Annotated in this window: 20 protein-coding genes; 8 read left to right on the top strand and 12 right to left on the bottom strand. The window is 58.0% G+C overall.

Annotated elements, in window-relative coordinates; translation table 11 throughout:
• Nucleotides 1-3: 3 nt before the first annotated feature.
• Nucleotides 4-597, bottom strand: coding sequence for a cyclopropane-fatty-acyl-phospholipid synthase family protein (locus NHL60_RS17950; RefSeq protein ID WP_253446636.1), 594 nt, complete (start codon nucleotides 595-597; stop codon nucleotides 4-6).
• Nucleotides 598-813: 216 nt separating this feature from the next.
• On the opposite strand from NHL60_RS17950, the gene NHL60_RS17945 reads away from it, so the two are divergent.
• A complete protein-coding gene (locus tag NHL60_RS17945) occupies nucleotides 814-2064 on the top strand; it encodes a YbfB/YjiJ family MFS transporter (protein WP_253446634.1) in 1251 nt (416 codons plus the stop codon).
• Between the two features lie 6 nt (nucleotides 2065-2070).
• Here NHL60_RS17945 and NHL60_RS17940 read toward each other — a convergent pair whose 3' ends face one another.
• A complete protein-coding gene (locus tag NHL60_RS17940; RefSeq protein WP_253446631.1) occupies nucleotides 2071-2943 on the bottom strand; it encodes an esterase family protein in 873 nt (290 codons plus the stop codon).
• Nucleotides 2944-3068: 125 nt separating this feature from the next.
• Between NHL60_RS17940 and NHL60_RS17935 the strand changes: the two genes are divergently transcribed.
• The 3 genes from NHL60_RS17935 to NHL60_RS17925 all read left to right on the top strand — a co-directional run bounded on the left by NHL60_RS17935 (nucleotide 3069) and on the right by NHL60_RS17925 (nucleotide 4995).
• Nucleotides 3069-4094, top strand: a complete 1026-nt coding sequence (locus NHL60_RS17935; RefSeq protein ID WP_253446630.1) for an acyltransferase family protein — start codon at nucleotides 3069-3071, stop codon at nucleotides 4092-4094.
• 121 nt (nucleotides 4095-4215) lie between these two features.
• Nucleotides 4216-4599: a DUF4168 domain-containing protein gene (locus NHL60_RS17930; protein ID WP_253446628.1), complete on the top strand. Its 384-nt coding sequence runs from the start codon at nucleotides 4216-4218 to the stop codon at nucleotides 4597-4599.
• 57 nt (nucleotides 4600-4656) lie between these two features.
• On the top strand, nucleotides 4657-4995 hold the full coding sequence (locus tag NHL60_RS17925) for a hypothetical protein (protein ID WP_253452325.1): 339 nt from the start codon (nucleotides 4657-4659) through the stop codon (nucleotides 4993-4995).
• Between the two features lie 158 nt (nucleotides 4996-5153).
• Here NHL60_RS17925 and NHL60_RS17920 read toward each other — a convergent pair whose 3' ends face one another.
• A complete protein-coding gene (locus NHL60_RS17920) occupies nucleotides 5154-6143 on the bottom strand; it encodes an IS481 family transposase (RefSeq protein ID WP_253446624.1) in 990 nt (329 codons plus the stop codon).
• Between the two features lie 202 nt (nucleotides 6144-6345).
• Here NHL60_RS17920 and NHL60_RS17915 point away from each other — a divergent pair, with 202 nt between their 5' ends.
• The gene (locus NHL60_RS17915; protein ID WP_253446620.1) at nucleotides 6346-7092 is read left to right on the top strand and encodes an HIRAN domain-containing protein; all 747 of its coding nucleotides are present in this window, start codon (nucleotides 6346-6348) and stop codon (nucleotides 7090-7092) included.
• A 78-nt stretch (nucleotides 7093-7170) separates the two neighbouring features.
• On the opposite strand, the gene NHL60_RS17910 is transcribed toward NHL60_RS17915, so the two are convergent.
• From NHL60_RS17910 to hsdR, 9 genes are all read right to left on the bottom strand, one after another.
• On the bottom strand, nucleotides 7171-7560 hold the full coding sequence (locus tag NHL60_RS17910) for a hypothetical protein (protein ID WP_253446618.1): 390 nt from the start codon (nucleotides 7558-7560) through the stop codon (nucleotides 7171-7173).
• Nucleotides 7557-8731, bottom strand: a protein-coding gene (locus tag NHL60_RS17905) for an IS3 family transposase (protein WP_253446617.1) whose coding sequence is annotated in 2 segments (ribosomal slippage) — nucleotides 7557-8476 and nucleotides 8476-8731 — 1176 coding nt in all. Because the reading frame shifts where the segments join, the coding sequence is not laid out codon by codon here. Before NHL60_RS17905 ends, NHL60_RS17910 begins: the two co-directional genes overlap by 4 nt.
• 137 nt (nucleotides 8732-8868) lie before the next feature.
• Entirely contained in the window at nucleotides 8869-9981 is a 1113-nt protein-coding gene (locus NHL60_RS17900; RefSeq protein WP_253446616.1) for an IS3 family transposase, read from the bottom strand.
• Nucleotides 9978-10382 (bottom strand): transposase, encoded by a 405-nt coding sequence (locus NHL60_RS17895; protein WP_253446613.1) that lies wholly within the window; start codon nucleotides 10380-10382, stop codon nucleotides 9978-9980. Before NHL60_RS17895 ends, NHL60_RS17900 begins: the two co-directional genes overlap by 4 nt.
• A 63-nt stretch (nucleotides 10383-10445) precedes the next feature.
• Nucleotides 10446-11150 (bottom strand): endonuclease NucS domain-containing protein, encoded by a 705-nt coding sequence (locus NHL60_RS17890; protein ID WP_253446607.1) that lies wholly within the window; start codon nucleotides 11148-11150, stop codon nucleotides 10446-10448.
• A 20-nt stretch (nucleotides 11151-11170) separates the two neighbouring features.
• The gene (locus NHL60_RS17885; RefSeq protein ID WP_253446604.1) at nucleotides 11171-15109 is read right to left on the bottom strand and encodes an RNA-directed DNA polymerase; all 3939 of its coding nucleotides are present in this window, start codon (nucleotides 15107-15109) and stop codon (nucleotides 11171-11173) included.
• On the bottom strand, nucleotides 15100-16884 hold the full coding sequence (locus NHL60_RS17880; protein WP_253446601.1) for a restriction endonuclease subunit S: 1785 nt from the start codon (nucleotides 16882-16884) through the stop codon (nucleotides 15100-15102). The genes NHL60_RS17885 and NHL60_RS17880 overlap by 10 nt, the downstream gene beginning before the upstream one ends.
• Nucleotides 16881-18371 carry a class I SAM-dependent DNA methyltransferase gene (locus NHL60_RS17875; protein WP_253446598.1) on the bottom strand — a complete coding sequence of 497 codons (1491 nt, stop codon included), beginning with the start codon at nucleotides 18369-18371 and terminating at the stop codon, nucleotides 16881-16883. Before NHL60_RS17875 ends, NHL60_RS17880 begins: the two co-directional genes overlap by 4 nt.
• A gap of 118 nt (nucleotides 18372-18489) precedes the next feature.
• Nucleotides 18490-20916, bottom strand: a complete 2427-nt coding sequence (hsdR, locus tag NHL60_RS17870; RefSeq protein WP_253446596.1) for an EcoAI/FtnUII family type I restriction enzme subunit R — start codon at nucleotides 20914-20916, stop codon at nucleotides 18490-18492.
• 496 nt (nucleotides 20917-21412) lie between these two features.
• On the opposite strand from hsdR, the gene NHL60_RS17865 reads away from it, so the two are divergent.
• From NHL60_RS17865 to NHL60_RS17855, 3 genes are all read left to right on the top strand, one after another.
• Nucleotides 21413-22669: an ISL3 family transposase gene (locus NHL60_RS17865; RefSeq protein WP_169957841.1), complete on the top strand. Its 1257-nt coding sequence runs from the start codon at nucleotides 21413-21415 to the stop codon at nucleotides 22667-22669.
• 113 nt (nucleotides 22670-22782) lie between these two features.
• Nucleotides 22783-23670 carry an FRG domain-containing protein gene (locus tag NHL60_RS17860; protein WP_253446593.1) on the top strand — a complete coding sequence of 296 codons (888 nt, stop codon included), beginning with the start codon at nucleotides 22783-22785 and terminating at the stop codon, nucleotides 23668-23670.
• A gap of 99 nt (nucleotides 23671-23769) precedes the next feature.
• Complete coding sequence (locus tag NHL60_RS17855) at nucleotides 23770-25656, top strand: ATP-dependent endonuclease (protein ID WP_253446590.1); 1887 nt, start codon at nucleotides 23770-23772, stop codon at nucleotides 25654-25656.
• The last annotated feature ends 142 nt before the right edge of the window (nucleotides 25657-25798 follow it).

Below are 25798 nucleotides of genomic sequence, written 5' to 3'. Positions count from 1 at the left end.
TCGTCAGGGCTTGCGGGCGATGAACTGCACCACGCAGCCCGGGCCGGTATGGCCGCGGCCCTCCAGCACCTCGCGCTCGCACTCCCGGCTGAGCTGGATCTCCAGCTCGGCGAAGTCCGCCTCGAGCTCGGCGGCGGTGAGGGTGCGGTCTGGGGTGCCGGGGCCGCCGGTGTTGCGGCTCGCCTGCGCCGGCGTATAGGCCTCGAGAATCAGCACGCCGCCGGGCTTGAGGGCGCGGATCACCTGGCGGTGCAGGTGGGGGCGCCCCTCCGCCGGCAGGTGGCAGAAGATCGAGACCACGGCGTCATAGGACTCCGGCTCGAACTCGTGGGCGGTGAGGTCGGCGTTGAGGGTGGTCAGCGCCACGCCCTTCTCCTCGGCCAGCTGGGCGGCCTTGCGCAGGCCCACCGAGGAGGCGTCCACCGAGGTGACCCAGTGGCCGAGCCCCGCCAGGTAGACCCCGTTGCGGCCTTCGCCATCGGCCAGGCAGAGCACGCGCTTGGGCGCCTCGCCGATGAGTTCGGCCTGCTCGCGCAGGAAGTCGTTGGGCTCGGTGCCGTAGACGTAGTCATCCGTGCTGTAGCGTTCGTCCCACATGGGGGCAACTCTCCTGTTGGGGTGATCAGAGCACGAGAGTAGCAAGTTATGCCGACAAAGTGGCAGCAACATGTCGGTGTTCGGCGACGTCACGCCGGGGCCTCTCCTTGGCTTTCGTCGGGGGGGTGATGTCTGGCAAGTCGAGTTAAGGTAGAACCCTTAGCGTCCAAACGACACAGCGACACAACGACAACGCGGACATCAGGAGCGCCAGGCATGGCCACGCCTACATCATCATCGCTCGGGGCGCCTTCCCCTGGGTTTTTCTCCCCGCGCTACCGGGTGCTGCTGGCCGGGGTATTCAGCCAGCTGCTCTGCATCGGTATCGCCCGCTTCGCCTACACGCCGCTGCTGCCGGTGATGCAGCAGCAGGCCTGGCTCAGTGACGCCCAGGGCGGCTGGCTGGCCGCCCTCAACTATGCCGGCTACATGCTGGGAGCGCTTACCGCGGCCTCCATCAGCAGCCTTCGCCTCAAGGACACCCTCTACCGCCTGACCCTGCTCCTGGCGGTGCTCTCCACCGCGGGCATGGCGCTTGCCGACAGCTTCTGGCTCTGGGCGGCCATGCGCCTGGTGGCCGGCTTCTCCAGCAGCGGCGCCATGCTGCTGGCCTCGGGGCTGATCCTCCACTGGCTGATCCAGAACCGCCACCGCGGCGAGCTGGGCATCCACTTCGCCGGGGTGGGGCTCGGCATGCTGCTGGCCGCCCTGGCCGTGGAGCTGATGATGCGCTTCGCGCTGGACTGGCAGGCCCAGTGGTGGGGCTTCGCCCTGCTGGGTGTGGTGCTGCTGGTGCCTGCCTGGCGCTGGCTGCCGCGCCCCGAGAAGCCCCTGGCGGGCGGAGGCGGCGGGCAGCGCCAGGCGGAGCCGCCCAGCCGAACCTTCATGCGCCTGATGCTGGCCGCCTACTTCTGTGCCGGCTACGGCTATGTGGTCAGCGCCACCTTTATCGTCGCCATCATCGAGCGCGAGCCGCTGCTGGCCGGTGCCGGCAATTGGACCTTCGCCCTGGTGGGGCTGGCAGCGGCGCCCACCGTGATGCTGTGGGACCTGGTGGCGCGCCGCCTCGGCTATCTGGGCGCCCTGATCGCCGCCATGGCGCTGCAGGTGGTGGGCATCCTGCTGCCGGCCATGACCTCGAGCCTGGCCGGGGTGCTGCTCAGCGCCGTGCTCTATGGCGGCACCTTCCTGGGCTGCGTGAGCCTGGTGCTGACCATGGCCGGCCGGCTCTATCCCCAGAGCCCCGCCAGGATGATGGGGCGCATGACGCTCGCCTACGGGGTCGCCCAGATCGTCGCCCCGGCCCTTACCGGCATGCTGGCCGAGGCCAGCGGCCACTACGCCGTGGGCCTCTGGCTGGCCGGCGGCTTCGTGGCCCTGGGGGCCGGGCTGCTGGTCTGGCTGCGCCTGGTGGATCGCACGGCCCAGCGGCTGGACGATGAGGCGAGAGTGCCGGCGCACACCTGAGCCGCCTTACTCCTCTGGGGAGAGCGGCGGCTGCAGGTAGCGAAACATGAAGGCCAGCGCCGGCCCCAGGCTGGCCCGCCACACTCGCCAGGTGTGGCCGCCGGAGAGCACCTCCAGCGGCACCTGGCCCGGCTGGTTCTCTTCCAGGGCGGCCTGCAGCCGGCGGGCGTGGCCCACCGCATCGAAGACGTCGCGGTTGCCGGCGCTCAGGTAGAGCGGCACCACGTAGTCCTGTGTCAGGTAGCTGTCGAGATGGGCGGGATAGTTGAGCCGCTGCCAGAGGTCCGCATCGAAGCGCCCCTCCGGGGTCAGGAAGGCGGCGTGCTCCCGGGCGCTGGAGTTGGCCGGGGGCAGGGGGTAGTAGCTGGCCGGGCTCAGGGCCGCGGCGGCGGCGAACAGCTCGGGCCGCTCGAGAATGAAATTGACGGTGCCGTAGCCGCCGGCGGAGAGCCCGGCAATACCGCGCCACTCGCGCTCGGGCACCACCCGCCAGACCTCCTCCACGTGGGGCAGCAGCTCCTCGAGGAAGGCGCTGCGGGCCGGTTCGTTGTGGCCATCGACCCACCAGCTCTGGCTGCCCGGCATCACGATCAGCGCCGGCGGAATGCGCCCCTGGCGGATCATGCGGTCGGCGATCTCCTTGAGGGCGCCTCGGGTGACCCAGTCGCGGTCGCTGCCGAAGGAGCCGTGCAGCAGGTAGAGCACCGGGTATTCGAGCCCGGAGTCGTGGTATCCCTCGGGCAGGTAGAGGGTGTAGGGGTAGTCGCGCCCCAGCAGCTCCGAGTGGAAGCGGTGGTGGGACACCTGGCTGGCCAGCGCCTGGCCGGCCAGCAGCAGGAGCATCAGGATACACAGGGCAACGCCTCTGGCGGCTCTCATGATGTGGCCTCCCGTGGGTGGATGGATGCCGTTTTCCCATGAAGGGAATTCATGCTGCCTGTCGCGGTCCGACAACAGGCGTACAGGAGGCGTTCAACCCACACGAGGACCCAGGGAGCCGCGACATGCAGCGAATCGAGGAAATCTACTGGCTGCGCGCCTATGGCTGCCTGGCCGTGTTCAGTTTCCATCTCCTCGACCATCTCAACCAGCGCCTCGATACCCTGGCCACCGACCTCGCCCGCATTCCCACGGTGCTCGGCACCCCGATCTTCATCTTCATCTCGATCTTCCTGTTCTCGATGCGCTACGGGAACCGTATTCCCCGTGGCTTTCTCGGCAGCCGGGTCAAGTACGTGATGGTGCCCTACCTGGTCTACGGCCTGGCCTACTCCGTGGCGGAGTTCCTGCGCCTGCGCCTGCGCGCTGTCGGCGTGGAGGCCGGCCTCTGGGAGACCCTGCGCGAATACCTGGTCTACGCCGGCTGGCACGGCTACTTCCTGATCATCGCCGCCCAGTTCTACGCCTTCTACTGGCTCTATGGCCGCCTGCACCTGGAGCGCTGGCTGCCCGCTACCCTGTGGCTTGTGATCGGCAGCCTGATCAGCATGGGCTGGTGGGGCTTCTGGCAGTGGCGCAGCAGCCTGCCGCCCGGTTACCTGCACTGGATCGCTCCGCTGGGATGGCTCTACCTCTTCTTCCTGGCGCTGGTGCTGGTGAAGCACTATCACGCCCGGCCCGGCGAGCGCCCCGCCTGGCTCGACGCCCTGGCACGGCCGTCCTGGCTGATGGCCATGGTCGGCCTGGTGGTGCTGCTCTCCCTGCCCGGCTGGCTGGAGTACTCCTCCAAGGAGGTGTGGGTGGTTCCCCTCTTCGTGCTCTTCACCCTCTGGCTCATGGGACGCCTGCGCGGCCGGCCGGCGCCGCTGCTGGTCAGGCGCCTCAACGAGTTCTCCTTCGGCATCTACCTGGCGCATCCGATGTTCTTCAATCTGGTCGACCTCCTCGACCCCGGCCAGCGCCTGCCGCTGCCGCTCTATGCGCTGGCGCTGGCCGCGGTGGGCCTGGTGGGCTCCATCGCCTGGAACCTGGTGGTCAACCGCCAGGCGTGGGGCGGGCTGCTCTTCGGCAAGCGGCTGCGGGTGGCATGACGCCATGAATCATTCTGTTACCAACCCTTACCGGAAAATTCTGAACGCGAGCCAGGGGCTATCGTCACAGGGGGCACATGCATAAAACGCTCCCCCTGGCGGGGGGCACTTGGAGGAATCAATGAAACGGATGACCGCCCTGTTCTCTGCCGCCCTGCTCAGCGCCGGCCTGATGTCTGCCACCGCTCACGCCCAGCAGGACCCGGCCGCCGCTCCCGAGCAGCCCCAGGCCGCCGCCCCGGCGATGGACTTCTCCGATGAGCAGCTGCAGCAGTTTGCCGAGGTCTCCCAGGAGATTGTGGTGATCTCCGAGGAGTACACCGAGCGCCTGCAGGCCGCCGAGGATGAGGCCGCCCAGCAGGAGGTGCAGATGGAGGCCAACGACAAGATGGTCGAAGCGGTTGAAGACGGCGGTCTCGACGTGGATACCTTCAACGCCATCGGCATGGCCGTCCAGCAGGACCCCGAGCTGATGCAGCGCGTTCAGGAGATGGCGCAGTCCTGAGACTGACCCACTTCGATATCACGACTCGATCACCCTATGGATGAAGAGCGAAGCATGATGACGAAGCAACTCCTGAAGAGAGCCGGTATTCTGGGCGTATCTCTCGGCCTGCTGGCCAGCCCCCTGGCCTTCGGCGACATGCACGCCCCGGCGGCCGACGAGCATGATCCCGCCGACCCCATGACCACCCAGCCGGCTGACCCCGCGGCCCAGCCGGCCGACCCTGCCGCCGACCCCATGGCGGACCCGGGCGCCCCGGCCGAGCCGGGCACCCCGGCGGAAGAGCCCGGCTTCGGCAGCGGCACCGAGCCGATGCCCAGCGGCGAGGGCGCCGCTCAGCCCGATGACCAGGGCGAATGGGAGATGTCCGACGACCAGGAGCAGAGCGACTGGTAAGCCCAGGGCATCAAGCCTTCTCTATGGTGTTCCCCGGCGCGGCCGGCCAGTGTTTCCCCATCCCCTCGGCATGTCCGGCCGGACCGCGTCCTTCACCCCCGCACCCCGCGGGGGTTTTTTGTGGGAGGTGGGCAGGTTGCGAAGGGGTGTTATAGTAACTACCTGTCGGGTCCCGTGTGATTGATTACCCGCTTGGTAAATAACTCTGGTCGCTTGGCCTGCCACTCCTTCATCGCCGTGATCGGTGCTTGATGATGCAGCGCCTTCTGCGGGATGTGGTGATTGTACAGCCAAGCGTAGCGTTTGAGCGTCTGCTCCAGGTCCTCGCCTGAGGTATACCGCCGGGTGGCCAGCACGTCGCTGATGCGGCCGTTGAACCGCTCCACCATGCCGTTCGTCTGTGGCCTTCCCGGCTTGATCAGGCGATGGTCGATACCATGGGCCTGGCACTCCTGATCGAAGGGATGGTGCCCGCTGGGCTTGCGCTCACCTGCCCGCGTGAAGCGGTCCGTGAACGACTTGCCGTTGTCGGTCAGCACCGTCTGGATCTTGAAAGGTGCCTTCTTCTCCACTTCCTTCATAAACGCCCGAGCATCCTTCGCGGACTGGCTGCGTCGCACCTCCAGGTAGACCCAGCGTGTCGCACGGTCGATGGCAACGTACAGGTAGCGTTTCTTCTCCTCGTCGGGCATCTGGGGCAGGTGCTTGATGTCGATATGCACGTAGCCCGGTTCGTAGTCCTTGAAGGGCTTGTGCCGGGGTTTCTCGTCGCCACCGGCATCCTGCCGCGCCAGTTCCGCCAGCGTCGGCACCTCACGCCGTTTGAGCATGCGATGCAGGGCGGAGCGCGACAAGCCGGGGTTCAGGAACTCACGCGCCACGACGAGGAGATCATCCAGGCCGAGGCGCAGGAACTCACGAGCCGTGATCAGCACCTCCTCCTGCTCAGCTGTGAGCGTGGCCAGGAGGTTGTGACGGGTATGCGATCGGTCATAGACATCGTCGCGGTAACGCCATCGCTGGATGGTCGCAGTAGCGACGCCATACTGCCGGGCCAGCTCGCTGTCCGTGATGCTGGAGGGGGCTGCCTGGATCTCGGCACGGATCTTCGGTGTCGTCGTCGCTTGTTTATGCAGCTTGATGTCCATGAACCTGTTCCCGGATGAATTGCTGAAGAAGCCCCCTGGCGGCTAGCAAAGGATAACTCCTATAGGCGATTTGATCATCCGGGACCCGACAACTACCAACACGGCCCCGATCGGCGGATCCGCTTTGCGGTGATGTTGCTGAGGGGTTTTTTGATTCCGGGCTGGCAGGGGCCGCGACTGCTAGAGGCGCTGGAGAACTGACATGACCCGCTTTATCGAACATCTGGTGGAACCACAGCGGCTGCTGCTTTACTGGCAGGCTCGCGAGAGCAAGAAGCGCTCTCGCTATCGCGTGGGCCAGCTGGTGATGAAGGGCGGTCAGGTGGTGCTTCAATATGACCACGGCCCCGAGATAGTAGAGGCGAAGCAAATGGGCTTCGAGGGCCATCCGGCCTTCCCGCTGAAGCAGGCGGAGCATAGCCACCAGGTGATGGAGGCCTTCAAGCGGCGTCTGCCGCCGCGGAGCCGAGGGGATTTCAGCCGCTATCTGGAGCTGCGTGCCATCCCTGCCGATGCCGAGATCAGCGACTTCGCCCTGCTGGGCTACAGCGGTGCCAAGCTGCCCAACGATGGCTTCGAGCTGGTTCATCCCTTCGATGATCCGCCTGAAGCCTTCGAGGTGCTAGTGGAGGTGGCCGGGTTCCGCCATGAAGCCGAACTCGACGCCTCAGAGCTGAATCAGGGCGATCCCGTGCAGTTCGTGCCGGAGCCTGAAAACCAGGTTGATGCACACGCTATCAGGATGGAGAGCGCCGGACGAAAGCTCGGTTATGTTCCACGGGGACACCTGGACATGCTTCACCGCATGCTGGACCGGGGTGCTGCCCTCGACGGCGAGGTGTTCCGCATCAATGGCAGCCCAGAGCGCCCCCTGGTCTATGTGTTGACCCGGATCCGGCTGGATGACCGGCCGGCGATGCCGGCCAATGTGTTCCGGATGCAGGCTTGAGCCTAATGCGCTGAACGCCGTCCATATATGTCAACACGGCCCCCGCCTCTTGGCTCTCACGAGCTTACGCGGGGGTTCTTATGTGCTCTCGTCGCCGAGGCGCCACGCCTGCTTTAGGCGCTCCACGGTATGCGACCACTTGGGCGTGGTCGGCTTGCAGACGGTGTTCTGGTTGCCGAACAGGCCCACCTCGCTGAAGGCTTCCTCTCGGCTGACCGTGTGCAGCCAGCGCACCGGCACCAGGTACTCGGCATCGTCGTCATCCTTGGTCGGATCGATCTGCGGGTAGCCTTCGATCAGCGTCATCTCGGGAAGCGTCATGGGCCCATCCGGGGTGTCGAAACGGTATTCGTCGGCACGGCAGCGCTCGCCGGTCACTTCGCCCACGCCCACATAGCCGGTCTTGGGGATATAGACCCATACCCGGTCGCCTTCGGAGAGCATGGCCAGGGTCTTTGTAGTGGTCAAGTGTTTTTGGCCACTGATTTTTGAGCATTCCAGTAGTTCTTTTCTGCCACATTCGGCGGCAGTCCATCGTTATGCCTGTGCGGCCTTAGGCTACTGTAGTAACCGAGCATATAGTCAGTGATCGACTTCTTCGCCATGGCAACATCAGAGTAGCCAATCTCTGGCATCCACTCCGACTTGAAGCTCCTGAAAAAACGCTCTGTCGGGGCGTTGTCCCAGCAATTTCCGCGGCGACTTAGACTCTGGGTCATCTGGTACCGCCAGAGCATCTGTCGGAATGCCAGGCTGGTATACTGACAGCCCTGGTCTGAGTGAAATAGGAGCCCCGATGGCTCTCCACGCGACTCATAGGCCATGGTTAGCGCTTTCTTCACCAGTTCCGTATTCGGAGACAACGACAGTGCCCAGCCTACAGGTTTACGCGCATACAAGTCGATGACCACAGCAAGATAAGCCCAGCGAGCCCCTGTCCAGATGTAGGTGATGTCGCCGCTCCATACCTGATTTGGCTCCTTGACATCGAACTTGCGATCGAGAAGGTTCGGGATATCCAAATGCGGCTGATCAGCCTTCTTGTAGGCATGGCTTGGCGGCTGCGTGCTCACCAGCCCCAGCTGCTTCATCCGCCTGCTGGCCCGGTAACGACTCAGCGGCGTACCCGCTTGCGTGACCATTTTGGCAATGCTGCGAGCGCCGGCAGAACCGTTACTGACGGCATGTGCTTCGACAACTTGGTCCAGCAGCTTCTGCTCAGCCTCGCAGGGCCTTTTATCCCGGTCACGCCAGGCCCGGTAGCTACTGCGATGCACCCCAAACACCTGACACAGGTGCTGCACCGCATAGCTCTCTTCAAGTCGCTCGATTATCGAGAATTGCTCAGGGAGTCCGACATCAAGAGAGCAGTAGCCTTTTTTAATATTTCCTTCTCTTCCTCCACCCGACGCAGCTTGCGTTTCAGCTCCTGAATTTCACGCTGTTCCGGCGTCATAGCTTCACCTTTCAGCGGTACCTTGCCTTTCCGCTCAGCCCGCAACCTGCGCACCCAATATTCCATGGTGGATTTGCCAACACCCATGGCCTCACACGCTGCCTTGAGCGTGTAACCCTGATCGACCACGAGCTGGGCCGCCTCCAAACGAAACTCTGGGCTGAATGTTCTCTTCTTCGTCATCATCTGCACCTGACTATCCATGGGAGTGATCATACACTCAAAATCAGGTGGCCAGATTCACTATGCCACTACACTTGGAGTACCAGGCCGCGCCGCCGCCGCAGATAAAGCCGAGGCGCCGGGCATCGCGGAACCTGTCAACCTGATTCGGACAGCTTGTTAAAAATTAATGTCGATTTCGTCGCGGTGTCGCTTGCCGCCGGTAGGGTCGGGAAGTTCACCACGCTATAGGGTGCCGGGTCGTCGTCATCGGGCTGTACTGGATTGATCGAGACGCTGGCCGGCGGCATCGCCACTTTGGGGCGCCCGCGCGTGAACCGCTCGGGATGCGCCTCGAAGCTGTCATCGAGCGCTCGCTGGCGGATCTCTGCAATCTCGCGGTATCGGCCAGTGAAGACCTGCTCCGGCGTGAAGCCAGCCAGGCCACTGTGATGATGCTGCAGGTTGTACCAGTCAACGTAAGCGTTGTACCACTGCCGGGCATGGACGATGCTCTCGAAGCGCCCGGGATAGTCGGGCTGGTACTTGCTGGTCTTGAACTGGCTTTCGCTGAACGGGTTGTCATTACTCACCCTCGGGCGGCTGTGGCTGCACGTCACCCCCAGTTCCCCCATGAGGTCCAGGTAGCTGCGTGCGATCATCGGCGAGCCTCGGTCCTGGTGGAGCGTCAGCGCGCCATGCGGGATGCCGTAGCGATCCACCGCCTCCTGGAAGAGCTGCTGAGCCAAGGCGGCATTCTCCTTGTGGGAGACCATCCAGGCCACGATGAAGCGGCTGTAGAGGTCCAGCACCACGTAGAGATTGAGGTAGACGCCGCGTCGCCGCGTGGGCAATTTGCTGATGTCCCATGTCCAGGCCTCATTGGCGGCCCTTGCTGTGATACGTGGCACGGCATGGTGTTGGGGCGCACGCTGAGGACGGCGGTCACCGCTCTCCTTGGCCTCACGCAGCTGCCGGTACCACGTGCTGAGCGAGCCGAGATAGATCCCTTGCTGCAGCAGGTCGTGGTAGATCTCATACACCGGCTGATCCCGATAGGGCTCGCTATGCGAGATCTCCAGCATTTGCGCTCGCTCCTCGGCCGACAGGGCTCGGGGCTGCGGGCAGTGCCGGCGTGAAGTCGATGCCTCTGTAGAAAGCTCATCGCGACGCTTTCGCCAGGCGTACACCGTGCTGCGGTTGATGCCCAGAGCTCGACAGGCCATGGCCATTGGGAGGTACGCCGGGCGCTCTTCGAGCACCGTGATCATGGTTCGCTCCCATTGTTCAGGCGATCGAGCATCGATAAGGCTTTTTTTTGGAGCGACAGGCAGTCTTCGGCGGTCGAAAGCCGTTGCTGAAGACGGGCATTCTCTCGCTCCAGTGCCTCAATACGCTTCTGCTCCGGCGTCTTGCTCGGGGTCGGCCCCGGGGCGGTCTTGTGGAGCTTCTCCACGCCGCTCTCGGCAAGCTCCTTACGCCATGTCGTCAGCTGGCTGTTGTAGAGTTTTTCGCGGCGTAACAGCTGCCCGAGCTCACCATGCTGGCAAGCATCCGCTTCCGCGAGGATGCGCAGCTTGTACTCGGTCGAGAACTGACGACGCGTGCGCTTCTCCAGCTTGGGGTTCGGCGTGACCTGATGATCGGGCAGCTCGGTTGGCGGTTTTGGCATGATACGGGCTCCTGAACCTCGGGCTCTGATATTGAGCTTAACTCACAGAGCCGGTGTATGGATTCAGGTTGACACACAGGGATCGGCCCACGGATAGTGAGGGCCGAAAGAGACATAGAACTCGCCGTTCCACGGCTCCTTCTTCGCCTTGCGGGCCACGGGCTGGCTGGGTTCGTCCGGGTCGATCATCCAGGCGCGGCTCAGGTAGCGGTTGCCGCCATCCTCGAAGGCGGCCAAGAACATGGCGTTGATCGACAGCTGAGCGTGGTCGTTGAGGTAGGTGATGATGCGCTCGCTGCTGGCGTCGAGCCGGGTGGCGACCAACACCAGCTGATGACTCTCGTTGAGCGTCACGCTATCCAGCGGGATGCCGAACTTGGCCTCGAAGGCCTCGCCAAGGGTGGCGTGAGGCCTGCCATAGCGCTCGGCGAACGCCTGGTAGATATCGATCAGCTGGTAGTCGGCCAGGGTGACCACCCAGGAGGCGTAGTCGATGGCCTGGGCCACCACGTCCCGTGGGGTCTTGTCGCGCTTGAGCTCGATGATGATCACCGTGCCGTTGGCGTCGATGGCCAGCAGGTCGACCAGCTTGTCGAAGGCGGTGCGCACCTGGCGGCCGATCAGCAGCCAGTCTCGATTGAGGATCGCCACGTCCTGCATGATCTGCTCTTCCAGCAGCCCCTCGTCGGCCAGCCCCGCGGCGCGCAGCTTGCGTGGTGGCTCGCCGGCGCTATCCGCCAGTTTCCAGATGCCCTGCTTGATGGCCATAATTAATAACATCTCCTCTATTAGGTGTTATTTACGCCAGCAGGGGCCGTTTTCAATTCAATGCCTGACTGCATGCTCTTGCCTACTCCATCACGACGGAAATCAAACATATTTATTTCAAAGGTATTAATTGCAACTTGATTGTTTCCTGATGAGTGGGCAATAAGTCGCTTGTGTGCATCTCTGTAAGGGGCTTTTGCATAAGAACTCCCAAACTCTCCGGAATTTACAAGCACAACAGGTTGATACATGTGATAGTGCAATGCATCTACCATGGTGTCGAAGGAGTTCACATCTTGGTTCAGTGCAGGCACAAGAAATGCGTTAGATTTATCTCGCAAGTCAGCGCTTAGGGCTATATCAGTCGCATCAAAGCAAATCGCTCCTGTCATAACAAACCCTCTTTTGTCTTTGAATTTTGGGTGTCTAAGTTCAAGCATTAGTTGATAGGGCCGCCAAGGACTCACTCCCAGCTCATCTTTCATCATGTGCTGCTTCCCCTGCAGCCTCATGATTTCATGCTGATTCCCATTATGCTTTCTAGGGACAATCCATAAAGCGCAGTTATTAGGGCCTTTGACGCCATTTTGGTGCATAAAAGACAGACCGGAAAAAACGATGGCATGAGTCTTGCGAGAGAGTTGTACAAGGATGTCTATATCATCCTTGTGAACAGCCAGTTCTGGCCATATTATCAGGTCGGTATGATTCTCCTGTGATCCATCTTCTGGCGTTTCAATGTGCTGAGCCTCTATGTGCTGAATCACTAATTTGGCTATGCGAGCAACATGCCGCCGATGTTTTGCCCTATAATCAGGATTATCCAGCATAAGCCCATACTGTGAAAAATCTTTCTTAAAAGGCAGTTTGGACTGAACCATAGCGACAACTAAACTTCTCTTACTCTCGTCCCATGCCGGAGAGACAAGCTCAGGAAGTCCTGGCATGCTTGAAAGCGTGCAATAACTCTTCTTTAGCGCCGAAAGACGTTCTTCTATAAGTTTTTTTACATTTTCAATCGTGAATTCTCTTGGCCACTGAAAACCTTGGTCATTGACATGTATTCCAGGCCATTTTAGTAGTTTAGACAGCAAGGTAGTTAACCATGCAGAGAATTGTGCCTGCTCCCCAGCGAGAGATTCCGGGGAAGTCATCATTCCAAATTGTCGCTTGAAACTAGTGGACTTTATCCCTCTATATCCTATTTTAGGTGTTATTGATTGACCAAACCCAGTCGGGTCTGCAGAGCCTGCGAGAATTGCACGCATAGCTAATGAGATTTTTTGTAGAACGGACGCTTCATGATAGCTCTCACCTGAATCTCCGAAATGCTCTAGTCGCAGATGGCTAGAAAGCTCGGCAAGCGAAGCGTGAAATTCAATTCTATCAACGCGAATCTCTAAATCAAACGTCTCGTAACTAGGTGGAGAAGAGTACCCCACAATCGTTGAATGGCTTTTTTCTCCCTTTTTAATCTTCCTTGCAAGCGAAACCTTTGTGCGGCTAAGGTCAACAATATTTTCATCGCTTTCTTGATTAAACCTTTTGGACTCTCCTAAAAGTCCATGCATAAGCTTCAAGGCCATTATTTCATTTGCAAAAGGATTGTCATTTCTGCTGCTTAGCTTGTAAATTTCTATAGGGCTTGTTATTTCAGACAAAGGCTTTGCTGAAGGTTTAACATAAATATATAGCCTTTCAGAAAGCTCTTTTGTGAAAGGGAGTTTATACCAAGAATAGGTCAGAGGTCTGGCATGGAGAATTATGCTTCTCACTAAAGAAGGTGAATTAATTGCAACTCTTTCAAGCACATTTTTAGCATCCACGCCGGGGGAGTCCAGAAAACAACTTGCGGCACGTATTACTGGCTTGAGGTCTGTCACTAGCTGACTAGAAATAAGAATGCATGTCGCAAGGCATTGCGAGTCTTGGGATTCTGGTGCCTGTGTGATATATCGATAACCTTTCGCCAGCTTGAAAATGATGTCTTGTTCGGAGTTACCTGATGACCTTTCAAGTACTGTGTCAAGGCGTGTCATTAACAAGAAGCGAGCCTGATCTGAAAGCAAGTCAAAACACTTGACTTCATTGTCGTTGCTTACACTGCCAGATGAATCTTCTAAAATTTTAGCAGCATAGTCCTGAAGCAGGTCAAAGTAAGCTTCGCTATCAGCTTGAGCTGGTATGGCTTGTGGGTCTTTTCTGTGAATTGAAATGGCCGAATGCCTTAATATTTCTGCAAGGCAATAACGGGCTATGGCAACTTGTTTGGTATACTTCTGACAAGTGGAGTCTCCATTGCTTAAGAGATGACTAATTTGCTCAAGTACGGGCTCTATCAGCTTCGGGCTGGGGAACAGCTCTAACCCTTTCTTGAGTAGTAAGACTAGAGCGGGGTCACGCGACCAGCAAGCCACCAAACGGCGCGCAAGACGTTCTTGAAGATAGTCCCACTCACCAGGTAGCGGTTTTTCGTTGCTATCGACGTCACGAGATGTGAAGTGACGCATGCTATTAAGCATTCTGGATATCTTATTTGCCGCGAAGCGTCTAAGTGTGTCCTCACGTACGTCAAAAACGCTTTTTTCAATTAGCGCAAGCCGATTTATCTTGCAGTTTTCTCCCGTTTGCTGTGACGCTGCATCTCCAGAGATAATTAGCAGTGATTCAAGCTGATTAAGCAACTCTCCCGTATCTTCAAAGGACACTGGCCCACTGCTTTTGCTTTGTATTTCCTCTAGCGACGTGGATATTCCTTTTGACTTTCCTCGGTAAACCTCAACCTTGGTCTTGCTTTTGTTTAAATGCAAATTAATTTCTTCTAACTTAACGTCTAGCCAATTGCTAACAGCATCCTTAATATCCTTTGCTGGACTCTTGTTGTTATATATTTTTCTGCTTGGACCTGCAACCACAAGTCGCATGTCATCAACATACCGGCAGTAATCAATAAGAGTTAATTTAAGGCCATTTCCTTTTTCTTTAAGAGGGATCGCCTCTCCCATGTGCTCTGACATATAGGTATCAAAGCTCAGCATGTAAATATTTGATAAAAAACCGGAAGCAACTAACCCTTGCGGCAATCCTTTAGGTGGGGTTTTTACTATTTCAGTTTCGCAGAGAAAATATCCTTTCTCTGCACAGCTTGTCCACTCCCAGTCTTCAAATGACTTAAGAGTTTTCTTTGAAGCTGCCTGCTTTTCGGCCTGATGCTCTTCTTGTTCTTCTGCTAGTTTCAGGACAAGCTCATTCAGCCTTTTTCGATCAATCAAATCGAAAAACTGCGTTAGGTCAAGCTCAACTAGATACACCTCTTCGTCGGGTGATTTTTCAGGTAGAGATTGATTGGCAAAGTAGTAAGGGCGCTGTAGAAATTTACGATAGTCCGTGAAAAACTTGCTGTAAGTTGTTGTGGCGCCATAATTATGCTCAGCCTCTCCATCATCAGAATATTTGCAATAAAGTCTATTGCCGTAGCTGACGACTTTCTTTTTATGAACTTCTTCGTAGCTGATCGATGGGTCACCTTGTTCACTTTCAACTTTGTTGGCTAAGCACATCATCACCAGCGTCATAATTGTTTGTTCTTTTATTCCGATATGAGCCAGAGGTCTTAATCTTGTTTTTGTTTCTTCTTTAGGCCCCCACTCAACGCAGTATGCTTGTCCCTTCTCATCGTTTGCTTTACTGAGGCTCTTGAACTCCCACTCTTGGTTTTTTGGCGCTGGTACAAGGTCGAGTGGTGAAAATATAACGCCTTTTTCAATTTCCGCACCCCACTCCTTGCAGCGTTCGGCAAGGTTTATAGCGGATTTGTCTAGCTCAAAATTATCTGCGTACCAGTTGATATTTCGGACATAGTCGTGTGCTTTCTTCCAAGCTAGCGCGAGAAGTAGCGGGTCTGTAAGATAACGATCTGTTAAAGCAAGGTTGTCGTACTCCTTTTGTTTTATTGGCATGATTCTTCCTGGATGGTTTTCTCTACAATGTTTGTTGCCAGCTTGGTTTGGGTCTCGCCGGCCTCGCCTAGGCGGGCCTTGAGCTGATCGCAGAGGGCCATCAGCTCGTCGACTTTTTCGACGATACGGTGTTGTTCATCTTTCGGAGGGAGGGCGACTGGCATCTTGTTTAAAATGCCATGGTTAAGATTGGTCATTGTCGTGCCAACCGAGTTGCCGGCCAGGTAACCACGAACGGCAACTGTTGAAAACATCATCAGAATATATCTGCGACTGATATTTTTGTAGAAGCGCAGTGCGAAGCTTCCTGTGCCACATAGCCAACCGGCCTCCCTATCGGTGACGATAGCACATCGGCCAACCTCGCCACGCCTGGCCATCACGATGTCGCCTGAACTTAGCTTGTAGCTGGATAGCTCTTCCGCCTTATGTGCTGTAACGCTGACGGACCTATCTTCCTGAATTTGTCCGTTGATCATATGTGATGGATTGATCAATGGTACGCCATCGTCTACGTAGTCATGTTTGTGAATCATGGACCCGAAAGGGCCAGTAGATATCTCATTGGCTATATCTTGAAACCTAGCCCAAACCCAGTTTTCATGAGTAGCATAGGAACGCTCTTCGTCTCTGACCGGTGGCAGCGACTTCGACTTCTTGATCTTCCCTTCCTGGACCAGCCGTGCCTTCTCTCCGGCTATACGGCCCAGCAGCATGCTTGCAGTCTCGTCATTGGGATCCTGCTCCACCAGCCGCCCCATCACCGCCAGCTGAAGGATGGCCTGCTTCAGCTTGTCGATGCTGGCTTCGGTGGTGAACAGGGTATCGAAATGCTCGGCGATGCGGGCCCAGTTTTCGCCCACTTTGGCGGCATCGGCGGAGCGGGTGAGGGCGTCGAGTAGGGTATCGACCAGCACCTCATGGGCTTCCAGCTGGTCGCCGACCTGCTGCTCCAGTCGGTCGCAGAGGGCCATCAGCTCGTCGACTTTTTCGACGATGCGGTGTTGCTCATCCAAAGGTGGGAGAGGGAATGCTTGTGAAGCGAAATCGCTGAATTTTAAGCTTTCTACCGTTGTGCCAGTTTTGGTGAGATTGGTCAGGATGAATCCTTCAAAACCCCAAGACATGATTTGGATGTATCGTGCCATGTCTGGCTTGAATAATTGTAGTGCCTTCAGGTCTTGATTGATGGTGCACTGAGTGCGCGTTATAGCGGTGGGGAACATGCGCCGGAGAATGCCACTTCGAACTACGAAAAGTACAGCGCTTTGTGGAAGAAGTTCAAGGCCTCCAGAAGCCGTTGCTGCATCAGTTACGTGATCCTTAGTGTCAGTGATCTCGGCGAACTTCATGTCTTTGGGGGTGACCCACGGAATATCCCCATCCCAGAATTCGCCCTTGGATTTGCTAGGGGTCTTGCCCCCACAGAATACCCCAAGATGAGATAATGTTATTGCCACCCACCCTCTCGGCAACGGGGCTGGAAGGTCGTTGCGAGCAACCTCCGGCAGCTTCTTAGGCTTCTTGATCTTCCCTTCCTTGACCAGCCGGGCCTTCTCCTCGGCGATGCGCGCCAGCAGTACGCTGGCGGGCTCGTCGTCGGGGTCCTGCTCCACCAGCTTGCCGCGCACGGCGAGCTCCAGAATCAGCTCGCGCAGCTTCTTGATGCCGGTGAGCTCGATCTTTCCATTGCGTCCTCTGCCCGCTGTCGATCTGGAGGTGACGGCGCCGGTCCAGAGGTCGAGGTGGTCGGTAATCAGCTCACGCGCACTCATGCCTGTTCGCCCTCCCTGGAAGTCGCATGGCTCAGCGCGTCGCCGAGGATCTGCTTGAGCTGGTCGCGCAGCTCCTGGATCTCCGCCTGCTGCTGGGCATATTTCGCAAGCAGCTCCTCCGGGTCGTGGCTGATCTGCTCGCCCTGGTGGGGGTTCTTGATATCCAGGTTGTAGTTGCGCGCCTTGATCTCCTCGATGCCGACCTTCCAGGCCTGCTCGGTCTCCTCCCGGGCGGCGAAGCCGTCGCACTCCTCGCCCCACCAGTCGATCTCGGTGGCGAACTCCGCAAAGCGCATCGGCTTGGTCTTGCTGTAGCTCTTGTAGCCCTCGGGGTAGGGGTGCTCGTAGTACCAGATCTGCTCGGTGGGCTGGCCCTTGGTGAAGAAGAGCAGGTTGGTCTTGATGCCGGTGTAGGGGTTGAACACCCCGTTGGGCAGGCGAACGATGGTGTGCAGGTTGCACTCGGAAAGCAGCTTCTCCTTGAGGCGAGTCTTCATGCCCTCGCCGAACAGGAAGCCGTCCGGCAGCACCACGGCGGCGCGGCCGCCCTCCTTCAAGAGCTGGATAAACAGCGTCATGAACAGATCCGCGGTCTCCCGGGTGCGGAAGGCCTGGGGGAAGTTGGTCTCGATGCCGTCCTCCTCCATGCCGCCGAAGGGCGGGTTGGCGATGATCACATCCACCCGCTCCTTGGGCCCCCAGCTGATCAGCGGGCGGGCCAGGGCGTTGTCGTGGCGGATCTGCTCCGGCACCTCGATGCCGTGGAGGATCAGGTTGGTGGTGGCCAGCAGGTGGGGCAGGGGCTTCTTCTCGATGCCGCGGATGCTGGCCTGCAGGGTCTGCTCGTCCTCCGGGGTCTGCACGTAGCGGCTGCGCTTGTGCTCGATGGTGCAGGTGAGAAAGCCGCCGGTGCCGCAGGCCGGGTCCATGACGATTTCGTCGAGCTTGGGGTCTACCCGATTGACCATGAACTCGGTCACCGCCCGCGGCGTGTAGAACTCGCCGGCGTTGCCGGCGCTCTGCAGGTCCTTGAGGATCTGCTCGTACATGTCGCCGAGCTGGTGACGGTCGGCCTGGGTGTTGATGTCGATGCCGTCCTGCAGCCGGTTGATGACCTGGCGCATCAGCTGGCCGGACTTCATGTAGTTGTAGGCGTCCTCGAAGACGTTGCGGATCACCACGGCCCGGGTGTCGTCGCCGCGGGGCTGCAGCTGCTGCAGGCCGGGGAATAGCATGGTATCGACGAACTCCTTGAGCTCGTCGCCGGTCATGCCCTCGGGGTCGGCGGCCCAGCGGCGCCAGCGCAGCGGCTCGGGGATCGGCGAGCGGTAGGCGTCGTCGAACATCTCCCACTCCTGCTCCCGATCATCGAAGATCTTCAGGAACAGCATCCAGACAAGCTGGCCGATGCGCTGGGCGTCGCCGTCGACGCCGACGTCCTTGCGCATGATGTCCTGGATGGACTTGATGGTGGTGCTGATGCTCATGGGGGTGTCGATTCCTTGCGATGCTGGGCGGATGCCGGCTCATCCACAGGCGGGAGGGGCGGCATCGGGGTATGGATAACGCCGGGTGGCGCGATGGCGAATGGCGACAGGATACCGGTCAGCCGCTGGAGTGGTAGAGGGCATCTTCCAGCTCGTGGACGGCGCGGGTGTAGCCGGCCTTGCCGCCGAAGGCATTGACCAGCTCCATGGGGGCGCCGATGGCGCTGAAGGGAGCCAGGGTGAGCACCTTGGGGTCCTCGATGGGCGTGATGCCGGCGTCGGCGTACTTCTCCACCAGCGACTCCAGCACCTTTCGCGCCTGACCCTCGTAGCGGCCGAAGAGGTCGCGCTTCTTCACCTGCTCGGCGCGCTCCCGGCGGGTCAGCGGCGGGCGATCGAAGGCGATATGGCAGATCACGTCGAAGGGGTCGGGCTCGTCGCCGAGCTTCTTGCCGAGCTCGGCGGTCAGCTCCTCCCAGAAGATGCCCTGCTCGGCCAGCTCGTCGAGGATCGCCTGCTTGCGCTCGGCGTCGTGCCAGCGGCGCAGGAAGTCGTCGAGGGAGGCGAACTGCTCCTTCACCTTTTGGCGGGTGTAATCGCGCAGGCTCTCGGTGATCAGGTTGCCATTAGCATCGTGATACAGCACCCGCTCGGCCACCACGCTGACGGTGACGTCATCGACTACGTACTTCACCCGCTTGCCCTGGCCCTCATCGTCTCCGAAGCCGGTATCGGGCGCGGCCGTGGCGTCGTCGTTCTGCCAGGTGGCGCCATCCTCCAGCTCGTAGCCGGCGAGCCCTTCCTCGACGCCTTCCACTGCTGTCTCGCTCTCTTCCTGCTCATCATCCGGCGTGACGGGGTCGTCGGCGCCGGGCTGGTAGACCTTCACCGGGTCACCGTCGAAGTCGGGATCGGCGAACAGCTCGGTGGCCTTCTTGAAGTCGAGGATGGTGAACCAGTGCTTGTGGTAGTCGTCGTTGATGCGGGTGCCGCGGCCGATGATCTGCTTGAACTCGGTCATCGACTGGATGCGCTGGTCGAGCACGATCAGCTTGCAGGTCTGGGCGTCGACGCCGGTGGTCATCAGCTTGCTGGTGGTGGCGATGACCGGGTAGCGCGCCTCGGGGTTGATGAAGTTGTCGAGCTCCGCCTTGCCCTCGGCCTCGTCGCCGGTGATGCGCATCACGTACTTGCGGTTTTCCGCCACCCGCTTGGGGTTGAGGTTGACCAGTGCCTGGCGCATGCGCTCGGCGTGGTCGATGTCCTCGCAGAAGACGATGGTCTTCTGGTAGGGGTCGCTGCCTTCCAGGAACTCGGTGATCTTGCGCGCCACCAGCTCGGTGCGCGGCTCCAGCACCAGCTGGCGGTCGAAGTCCTTCTGGTTGTAGATGCGGTCCTCGATCTCCTGGCCGAACTTGTCGCGCTGCCCCTTGCTTGGCCGCCAGCCCTGCAGGTCGCGGTCGATATCCACGCGGATGACCTTGTAGGGGGCGAGGAAGCCATCCTCGATGCCCTGCTTGAGCGAGTAGGTGTAGAGCGGCTCGCCGAAGTAGTCGATGTTGGAGACCTCTTTCGTCTCCTTGGGCGTGGCGGTCAGGCCGATATGGGTGGCGGATGCGAAGTAGTCGATCACCCGGCGCCAGGCGGAATCCACCGCCGCGCTGCCCCGATGGCATTCGTCGATGACGATCAGGTCGAAGAAGTCCGGCGAAAACTGCCGGTAGATGTTCTGCTCCTCCTCGCTGCCGGTCACCGCCTGGTAGAGCGACAGGTAGATCTCGTAGGAGGGGTCCACCGTGCGGTTGGTGACCTTGGTCATCGCCTGGCCGAAGGGCTTGAAGTCGTTGTTCTTGGTCTGGTCGACCAGGATGTTGCGGTCGGCGAGGAAGAGGATGCGTTTCTTCTGCTTGGCCTTCCACAGCCGCCAGATGATCTGGAAGGCGGTGAAGGTCTTGCCGGTGCCAGTGGCCATCACCAGCAGTATGCGGTTTTGGCCGCGGGCCACCGCCTCTACGGTGCGGTTGATGGCGATGCGCTGGTAGTAGCGCGGGCTGCGGCCGCTGCCGTCGTCGTAGTAGGGCTGCTCCACCACGGAGCGCTCGGCGGGCCCCAGGCCCCGGTAGCGGCAGTAGCGTTCCCAGAGCATCTCCGGGGAGGGGAAGTCGTCGAGGCCGAGCACGGTTTCGGTCTGGCTGCCGAGACCGGTGCGGTCGTGGAACAGGAAGCCGTCGCCGTTGCTTGAGAACACGAAGGGCACGTCCAGGGCGTCGCTGTAGGCGAGCGCCTGCTGCATGCCGTCGCCGAGGCCGTGCTTGTTGTCCTTGGCCTCGATCACCGCGATGGGCTGGTTCTTGTGGTAGCTGAGCAAGTAGTCGGCGCGGCGGCGCTTGCCGCGAATATGCAGCCGCCCGCGCACGATGATGCGCCCGTCGGTGAAGGAGACCTCCTCGCGCACCTGGGTCTGGATGTCCCAGCCGGCGTGCGCCAGCGCCGGGGTGATGAACTTGGTGCAGATGTCCCGTTCGCTGAGGGCCTTCTTGTCCATGTCAGCATCCTGCTTGTCGGTGGCGGGCATTGGTTATCCAAGCTTACGCTAGCCGAGCAGGCTAAGCATCCTGTGCTAGGCTGAGGTCATTCGGTCGGCAAGCCAGGCCAGTGCTGGGAGAGGGGGGAGGTAGTGTTGCGAGGGGGGGGATTTTAAATTGGCGGCAGCTATCGACCCAATGCGGACCGTCATACAGGGTGCGGCATATGTCGGATCATCGACGTGGAGGGCGGATAGATGCCGTTCGCTGCAGGTAAAAATTCGCGACAGTCTGTGTGAAAATTACTTGCACCTTGTTGAGAGGCAGTAGTTTCCAACGACTGGTCTGCGCGGTATGGTTGTGCAAAGAATGCATTGGTGAACGAGGCCGGCAGCGTGACATTATTAAACGCACGTGCGCGTTCAAGTGGAATATCAGGGCTCTTCGTCGTTGGGTGTGGAATTCGCCCCCTGAGCTGGGCCAGGATATGACCTCCACGACGACAGGAGGCATGGCATGGACGGCACCCAGATTCTGACCCTCGGCCTGGGCCTGGAAGCGCCCTGGATCCTCAAGGACCAGCACCTGGATACCTCCGTATCGCCCCACCGGTTGGACCTCTACGTCGAGGCCGAGCGCGGCAGCCTCTACCCCTGCCCTGAGTGCGGTGAGGCCTGTCCGGCTCACGACTTCTCCAACAAGACCTGGCGGCATCTGAACTTCTTCCAGCATCACTGCCACCTGCACGCCCGCGTGCCCCGCACCAAGTGCCCGGAGCATGGCGTCAAGCGCATCGAGGTGCCCTGGGCCCGGCCAGGCAGCGACTTCACCCTGTTGTTCGAGCAAGCCGCCATGTCGCTGGTCAAGGAAATGCCGGTACTGGCCGTCTCCCGGCAGCTGGAGATCTCCGACAAGCGGCTGTGGCGCATCGTGCACCACTACGTCGGCCGCATGCTGGGGGAACTGGATTTGAGCAATGTGGCCACCGTCGGCGTCGATGAAACCGCATCCCGACGCGGCCAGCGCTACGTCACTGTGTTCCTCGACATGCAGCGCAAGCAGGAGCCGGTGATCTTCGCCGTCCCAGGCCACGGCAAGGACACCATCAAGGCCTTCAGCGCCTTCCTGGCGGCCCATGGCGGCGATCCGGACAACGTGGTCGAGGTCGTCTGCGACATGTCACAAGCCTTCCTCAGCGGCGTGGCCGAGCACCTTCCCAAGGCCGAGGTTACGGTCGACTGGTTCCATATCGTGCAGACCTTCACTAAGCGGCTGGACGAAGTGCGCAAGAAGGAGCGCCGGGAGCAGGGGCACCCCAAGTCGCTGCGCTGGGCTCTGCTGAAGAGCTTGGAAAACGAGAACCTGACGCCCAAGCAGCTGGCGGCGCTCCAGGAACTGGTGGCCGACCAGAGCGCCACGTCCGATGCCTGGGTGATCAAGGAGAAGCTGCGCTGGATCCAGAAGGCCCCGACGCCGCGAGCGGCTCGGTGGCGTATCACGAACTACCTCAAGGTCATGAAGGCGGCGGTCTCGGAGAAGCCTCTCCTGAAGCCGATGGGGAAGGCCCTGGCGACGCTGGAGCGGCACGCCGACGCGGTAGTCAGGCGGTGGATCTCGGGACTGACCAACGCACGACTGGAAGGGATGAACGGCTTGTTCCAGGCGGCTCGGTCACGCGCACGCGGCTACCGGAACGAGGCCAACTTCATCGCCATGATCTACCTGATTGGCAGCCCGGTGGGCCGCCTGTTCGATCAGGCCAAATCCACATGAAACGACGAAGAACCAATATCAGGCACGCGGTCTAATACCTATGGCTTAGGAGCTTAAATGGATGTAGCGGATTTCTGGCAACCCTTTGAAAAAAAATCTCAACGTTTGATGAGTTGGTTGAGGTTATCAACAAGTTGGCAGAGCGTTCTCAGAAAAGAGGCATCCAGTTTGCCTGGCGTGGTTTGGTCTGCGCAGACTGGGCTCTCCATAGTTCGCTATATCGCCGAATGGCTCTCACCAAAGGGGGCACACTAAAGGAAAAGGAGTTTGCTTCTGAGGAAGATAAAATTTTGGTTAACCTTCATCGCTGGGGGCTTCATTGGTCCGACCAGTCAGGTCGGCTGTCGATTCTGAACCAGCTTGCGATGCTGCAGCACTATGGCGCACCTACCAGACTCGTTGATATTACCTTTAACGCATGGATAGGGGCATGGTTTGCTGTTGAAAAGAAGTGGGACAACGGACGGTCAGTGTTGGAGGAGTCCGATGCTCGTTTGTTCGCCATTGATGTGACCGACAGGTTGATTAACGAAAACAATGAATGGAGGCAATGGGAGGACTCTCTGGTGAGGCCATGGGGGAAGTCCTATATCCCTAAAATTGATAAGCACTTTTGGACTACCAACGTTTTTGCCTGGAAACCGCCCAACCTAGATGGACGAATAGCTGCTCAGAATGGTGGTTTTTTGTTCGGTGGAGTTGCTGGATCAATTAAACCAGACGGTAAAAGGTTTCAATTCCCCAAAGGGGGTAAAAATGGGTTCTGGAATATTGAGGATGCACACAAAGCATGTTGCCTTGCATTGCGGCCCCATAAGTTTGACCCAAAGCATGGCGGCGTAACCACTGGAGCTCTCTACACATTCCGAATCAAAGCTTCAGCCAAAAAAGAGATTCGACATCGGCTGGAAAAGCTCTTCGGCTACACACATGCGACAATTTATCCAGACTACACTGGGTTTTCTTCATTTGGGATTTCGCATCTTAAAGCCAGGCCATAAAAAATTGCTGTTGTCGGACGCACCTACGCTTGCGCTCCGGTACCGCAAAGCTAGGCGTTATTCCGCTAGCCAAACACTGCAGAGTTAAAGGAGAAAAAAGTGATATTAAAGTCCTTTAGAGTTAAGAAGTTCCGAAATGTAGTTGACTCGGGAGAAATCTCAGTCGATGAAATGGTGACCTGTCTTGTTGGCAAAAATGAAGCTGGTAAGTCAGGCATCTTGGAAGCGCTTTATTATTTCAACCCCTCCTATGACGAAACCTTTAACGTGGATGAGCATTATCCGCGATGGCTAGTTGTTTCTGACCGTCGGAAAGGTGAGTTGGCTGAGCAGACACCAATTTCCGTAACGCTTACTCTTGAAAGTGAAGATATAGAAGAAGTAGAGAGTCTTGTTGGGTCTGATGTTTTAACTGGTCACGAATTTACGGTGTCAAAGAACTATGCTGGGAAGCGGAAATGGTCTATCTCGTGTAACGATAAGCAGCTTGTTAAGAATATATGCGCCAATAACTCTTTAAAGGAAAAAGAGTTTGTGAATGCGGAGGATTCAAAAGCCCTTTTTGCTCTGCTTTCTGAGGCTAAAGAGAAGGAAGGTCAGGATGACAGCAATATTGGTGCTGCAATAAAAGAAATTGAGGCCAAGGGGTTAGAAGGCGCTTCTGCATGGTCGGTTGTGAATCCAATCTTGATCAAGCGACTTCCATCTTTTTTTAGATTCACTTCATACAGTACGCTCCCAGGGCGCATCGATTTTCGAGAGCTATCTTCTACAAGTGAGGAAGGTCCAGGAGAAAGTGGGCTCCAAGCTGCAAGGGCGCTTCTTGCATTAGCTGGAACTGAACCTGAACAATTAGCGAATGATAATTATGAGCTTCGCAAGGGTGAGCTAGAGGCGGTTCAAATCGATTTAACTAACCAAGTTTTCGAATACTGGAAACAAAACCCACAGTTAGAGGTTTTGATTGATGTAGACAAGGAAACTCAAAGAGCTTCCAATGGAACGACCGCGGTTTCAAGGTTCTTGGATATTCGTCTCCGCGATAAACGAACAGGATATTCAAATAACTTTACTCAGCGGTCTTCGGGGTTTCAGTGGTTTTTTTCGTTTCTCGCCGCCTTTTCGGAGTTTGAAAATAAAAGCAATCCAATCGTACTTCTTGATGAGCCAGCGTTAACGCTACATGGAAAGGCTCAGGCTGATTTTCTTAGGTTTATTAACGAGCGTTTGGCAAGTGAGTCACAAGTGCTCTATACAACCCACTCGCCTTTTATGGTTGAAGCTGACAGACTAGAAAGAGCTAGGATAGTCGAAGATAAAGGTCCGCCTCTAGGTGCTGTAGTCTCTCCAGATATATTGTCTTCTGATCCTGATAGTCTATTTCCTCTTCAAGCGGCCCTTGGTTATGATATTGCACAAAGCTTATTTGTTGGTTCCAATAATTTAGTTGTGGAGGGTACATCAGACTTTATTTATTTGTCTGTAATGAGCTCGTTATGTAAGGTGTCATCACGAAGTTTTCTTGATGCTAAATGGCGAATTCTTCCTGCAGGAGGGGCAACTAACATACCAACGTTTGTCAGTTTGATCGGTCCACATCTTGATATAACGGTACTAGCTGATTCTGATACGAAGGGGATGCAGCGGGTAACAAATATGAGTCATAACGGCTTGTTAAAACCCAGTCGTTTAATATTGGCCAATGCTGCCATCGAGTCAAATCATGCTGATTTGGAGGATTTGTTCAGTGAAGGCGATTATTTGAAAATTTATAACGAGACATTTGGGTCGTCGATAAAATTGTCAGACCTCCCAGGCGGCAATCGTATTGTTAAACGAATTGAGGCAAAGATAAACACCTCATTCGACCATGGAGAGGTTTCGGAAACATTGCTACGGTCTCACTTAAATATGAGCTTTACCGATACTACGATGGATCGATTCGCTAAGCTATTTACTATAATTAACAACACTATGGGTTCATGACGCGGTATGACAATTTGCTGCACGCGGAAAAACTACTCGTTGCGCTCCCAATTTTCCGGTGAGCAAGGCGTTATATATTAAGAAAATTTCAATGGCCGCTCCTGGCCGGTAGCGGCCATGAATCATATGGTCGTTTTTTTCA

It is taken from the genome of Halomonas sp. Y3, from assembly GCF_024137965.1.
Lineage (GTDB): Bacteria > Pseudomonadota > Gammaproteobacteria > Pseudomonadales > Halomonadaceae > Halomonas > Halomonas mongoliensis.
The sequence above is the reverse complement of the archived record's forward strand: the minus strand, read 5'-3'. Positions and strand labels throughout refer to the sequence as shown.

Bases quoted from the DNA above. Each gene is read 5' to 3' on its own strand.
- NHL60_RS17950 (WP_253446636.1), bottom strand. From the start codon at position 597: ATGTGGGACGAACGCTACAGCACGGATGACTACGTCTACGGCACCGAG.
- NHL60_RS17945 (WP_253446634.1), top strand. From the start codon at position 814: ATGGCCACGCCTACATCATCATCGCTCGGGGCGCCTTCCCCTGGGTTT.
- NHL60_RS17940 (WP_253446631.1), bottom strand. From the start codon at position 2,943: ATGAGAGCCGCCAGAGGCGTTGCCCTGTGTATCCTGATGCTCCTGCTG.
- NHL60_RS17935 (WP_253446630.1), top strand. From the start codon at position 3,069: ATGCAGCGAATCGAGGAAATCTACTGGCTGCGCGCCTATGGCTGCCTG.
- NHL60_RS17930 (WP_253446628.1), top strand. From the start codon at position 4,216: ATGAAACGGATGACCGCCCTGTTCTCTGCCGCCCTGCTCAGCGCCGGC.
- NHL60_RS17925 (WP_253452325.1), top strand. From the start codon at position 4,657: ATGACGAAGCAACTCCTGAAGAGAGCCGGTATTCTGGGCGTATCTCTC.
- NHL60_RS17920 (WP_253446624.1), bottom strand. From the start codon at position 6,143: ATGGACATCAAGCTGCATAAACAAGCGACGACGACACCGAAGATCCGT.
- NHL60_RS17915 (WP_253446620.1), top strand. From the start codon at position 6,346: ATGACCCGCTTTATCGAACATCTGGTGGAACCACAGCGGCTGCTGCTT.
- NHL60_RS17900 (WP_253446616.1), bottom strand. From the start codon at position 9,981: ATGATCACGGTGCTCGAAGAGCGCCCGGCGTACCTCCCAATGGCCATG.
- NHL60_RS17895 (WP_253446613.1), bottom strand. From the start codon at position 10,382: ATGCCAAAACCGCCAACCGAGCTGCCCGATCATCAGGTCACGCCGAAC.
- NHL60_RS17890 (WP_253446607.1), bottom strand. From the start codon at position 11,150: ATGGCCATCAAGCAGGGCATCTGGAAACTGGCGGATAGCGCCGGCGAG.
- NHL60_RS17885 (WP_253446604.1), bottom strand. From the start codon at position 15,109: ATGCCAATAAAACAAAAGGAGTACGACAACCTTGCTTTAACAGATCGT.
- NHL60_RS17880 (WP_253446601.1), bottom strand. From the start codon at position 16,884: ATGAGTGCGCGTGAGCTGATTACCGACCACCTCGACCTCTGGACCGGC.
- NHL60_RS17875 (WP_253446598.1), bottom strand. From the start codon at position 18,371: ATGAGCATCAGCACCACCATCAAGTCCATCCAGGACATCATGCGCAAG.
- hsdR (WP_253446596.1), bottom strand. From the start codon at position 20,916: ATGGACAAGAAGGCCCTCAGCGAACGGGACATCTGCACCAAGTTCATC.
- NHL60_RS17865 (WP_169957841.1), top strand. From the start codon at position 21,413: ATGGACGGCACCCAGATTCTGACCCTCGGCCTGGGCCTGGAAGCGCCC.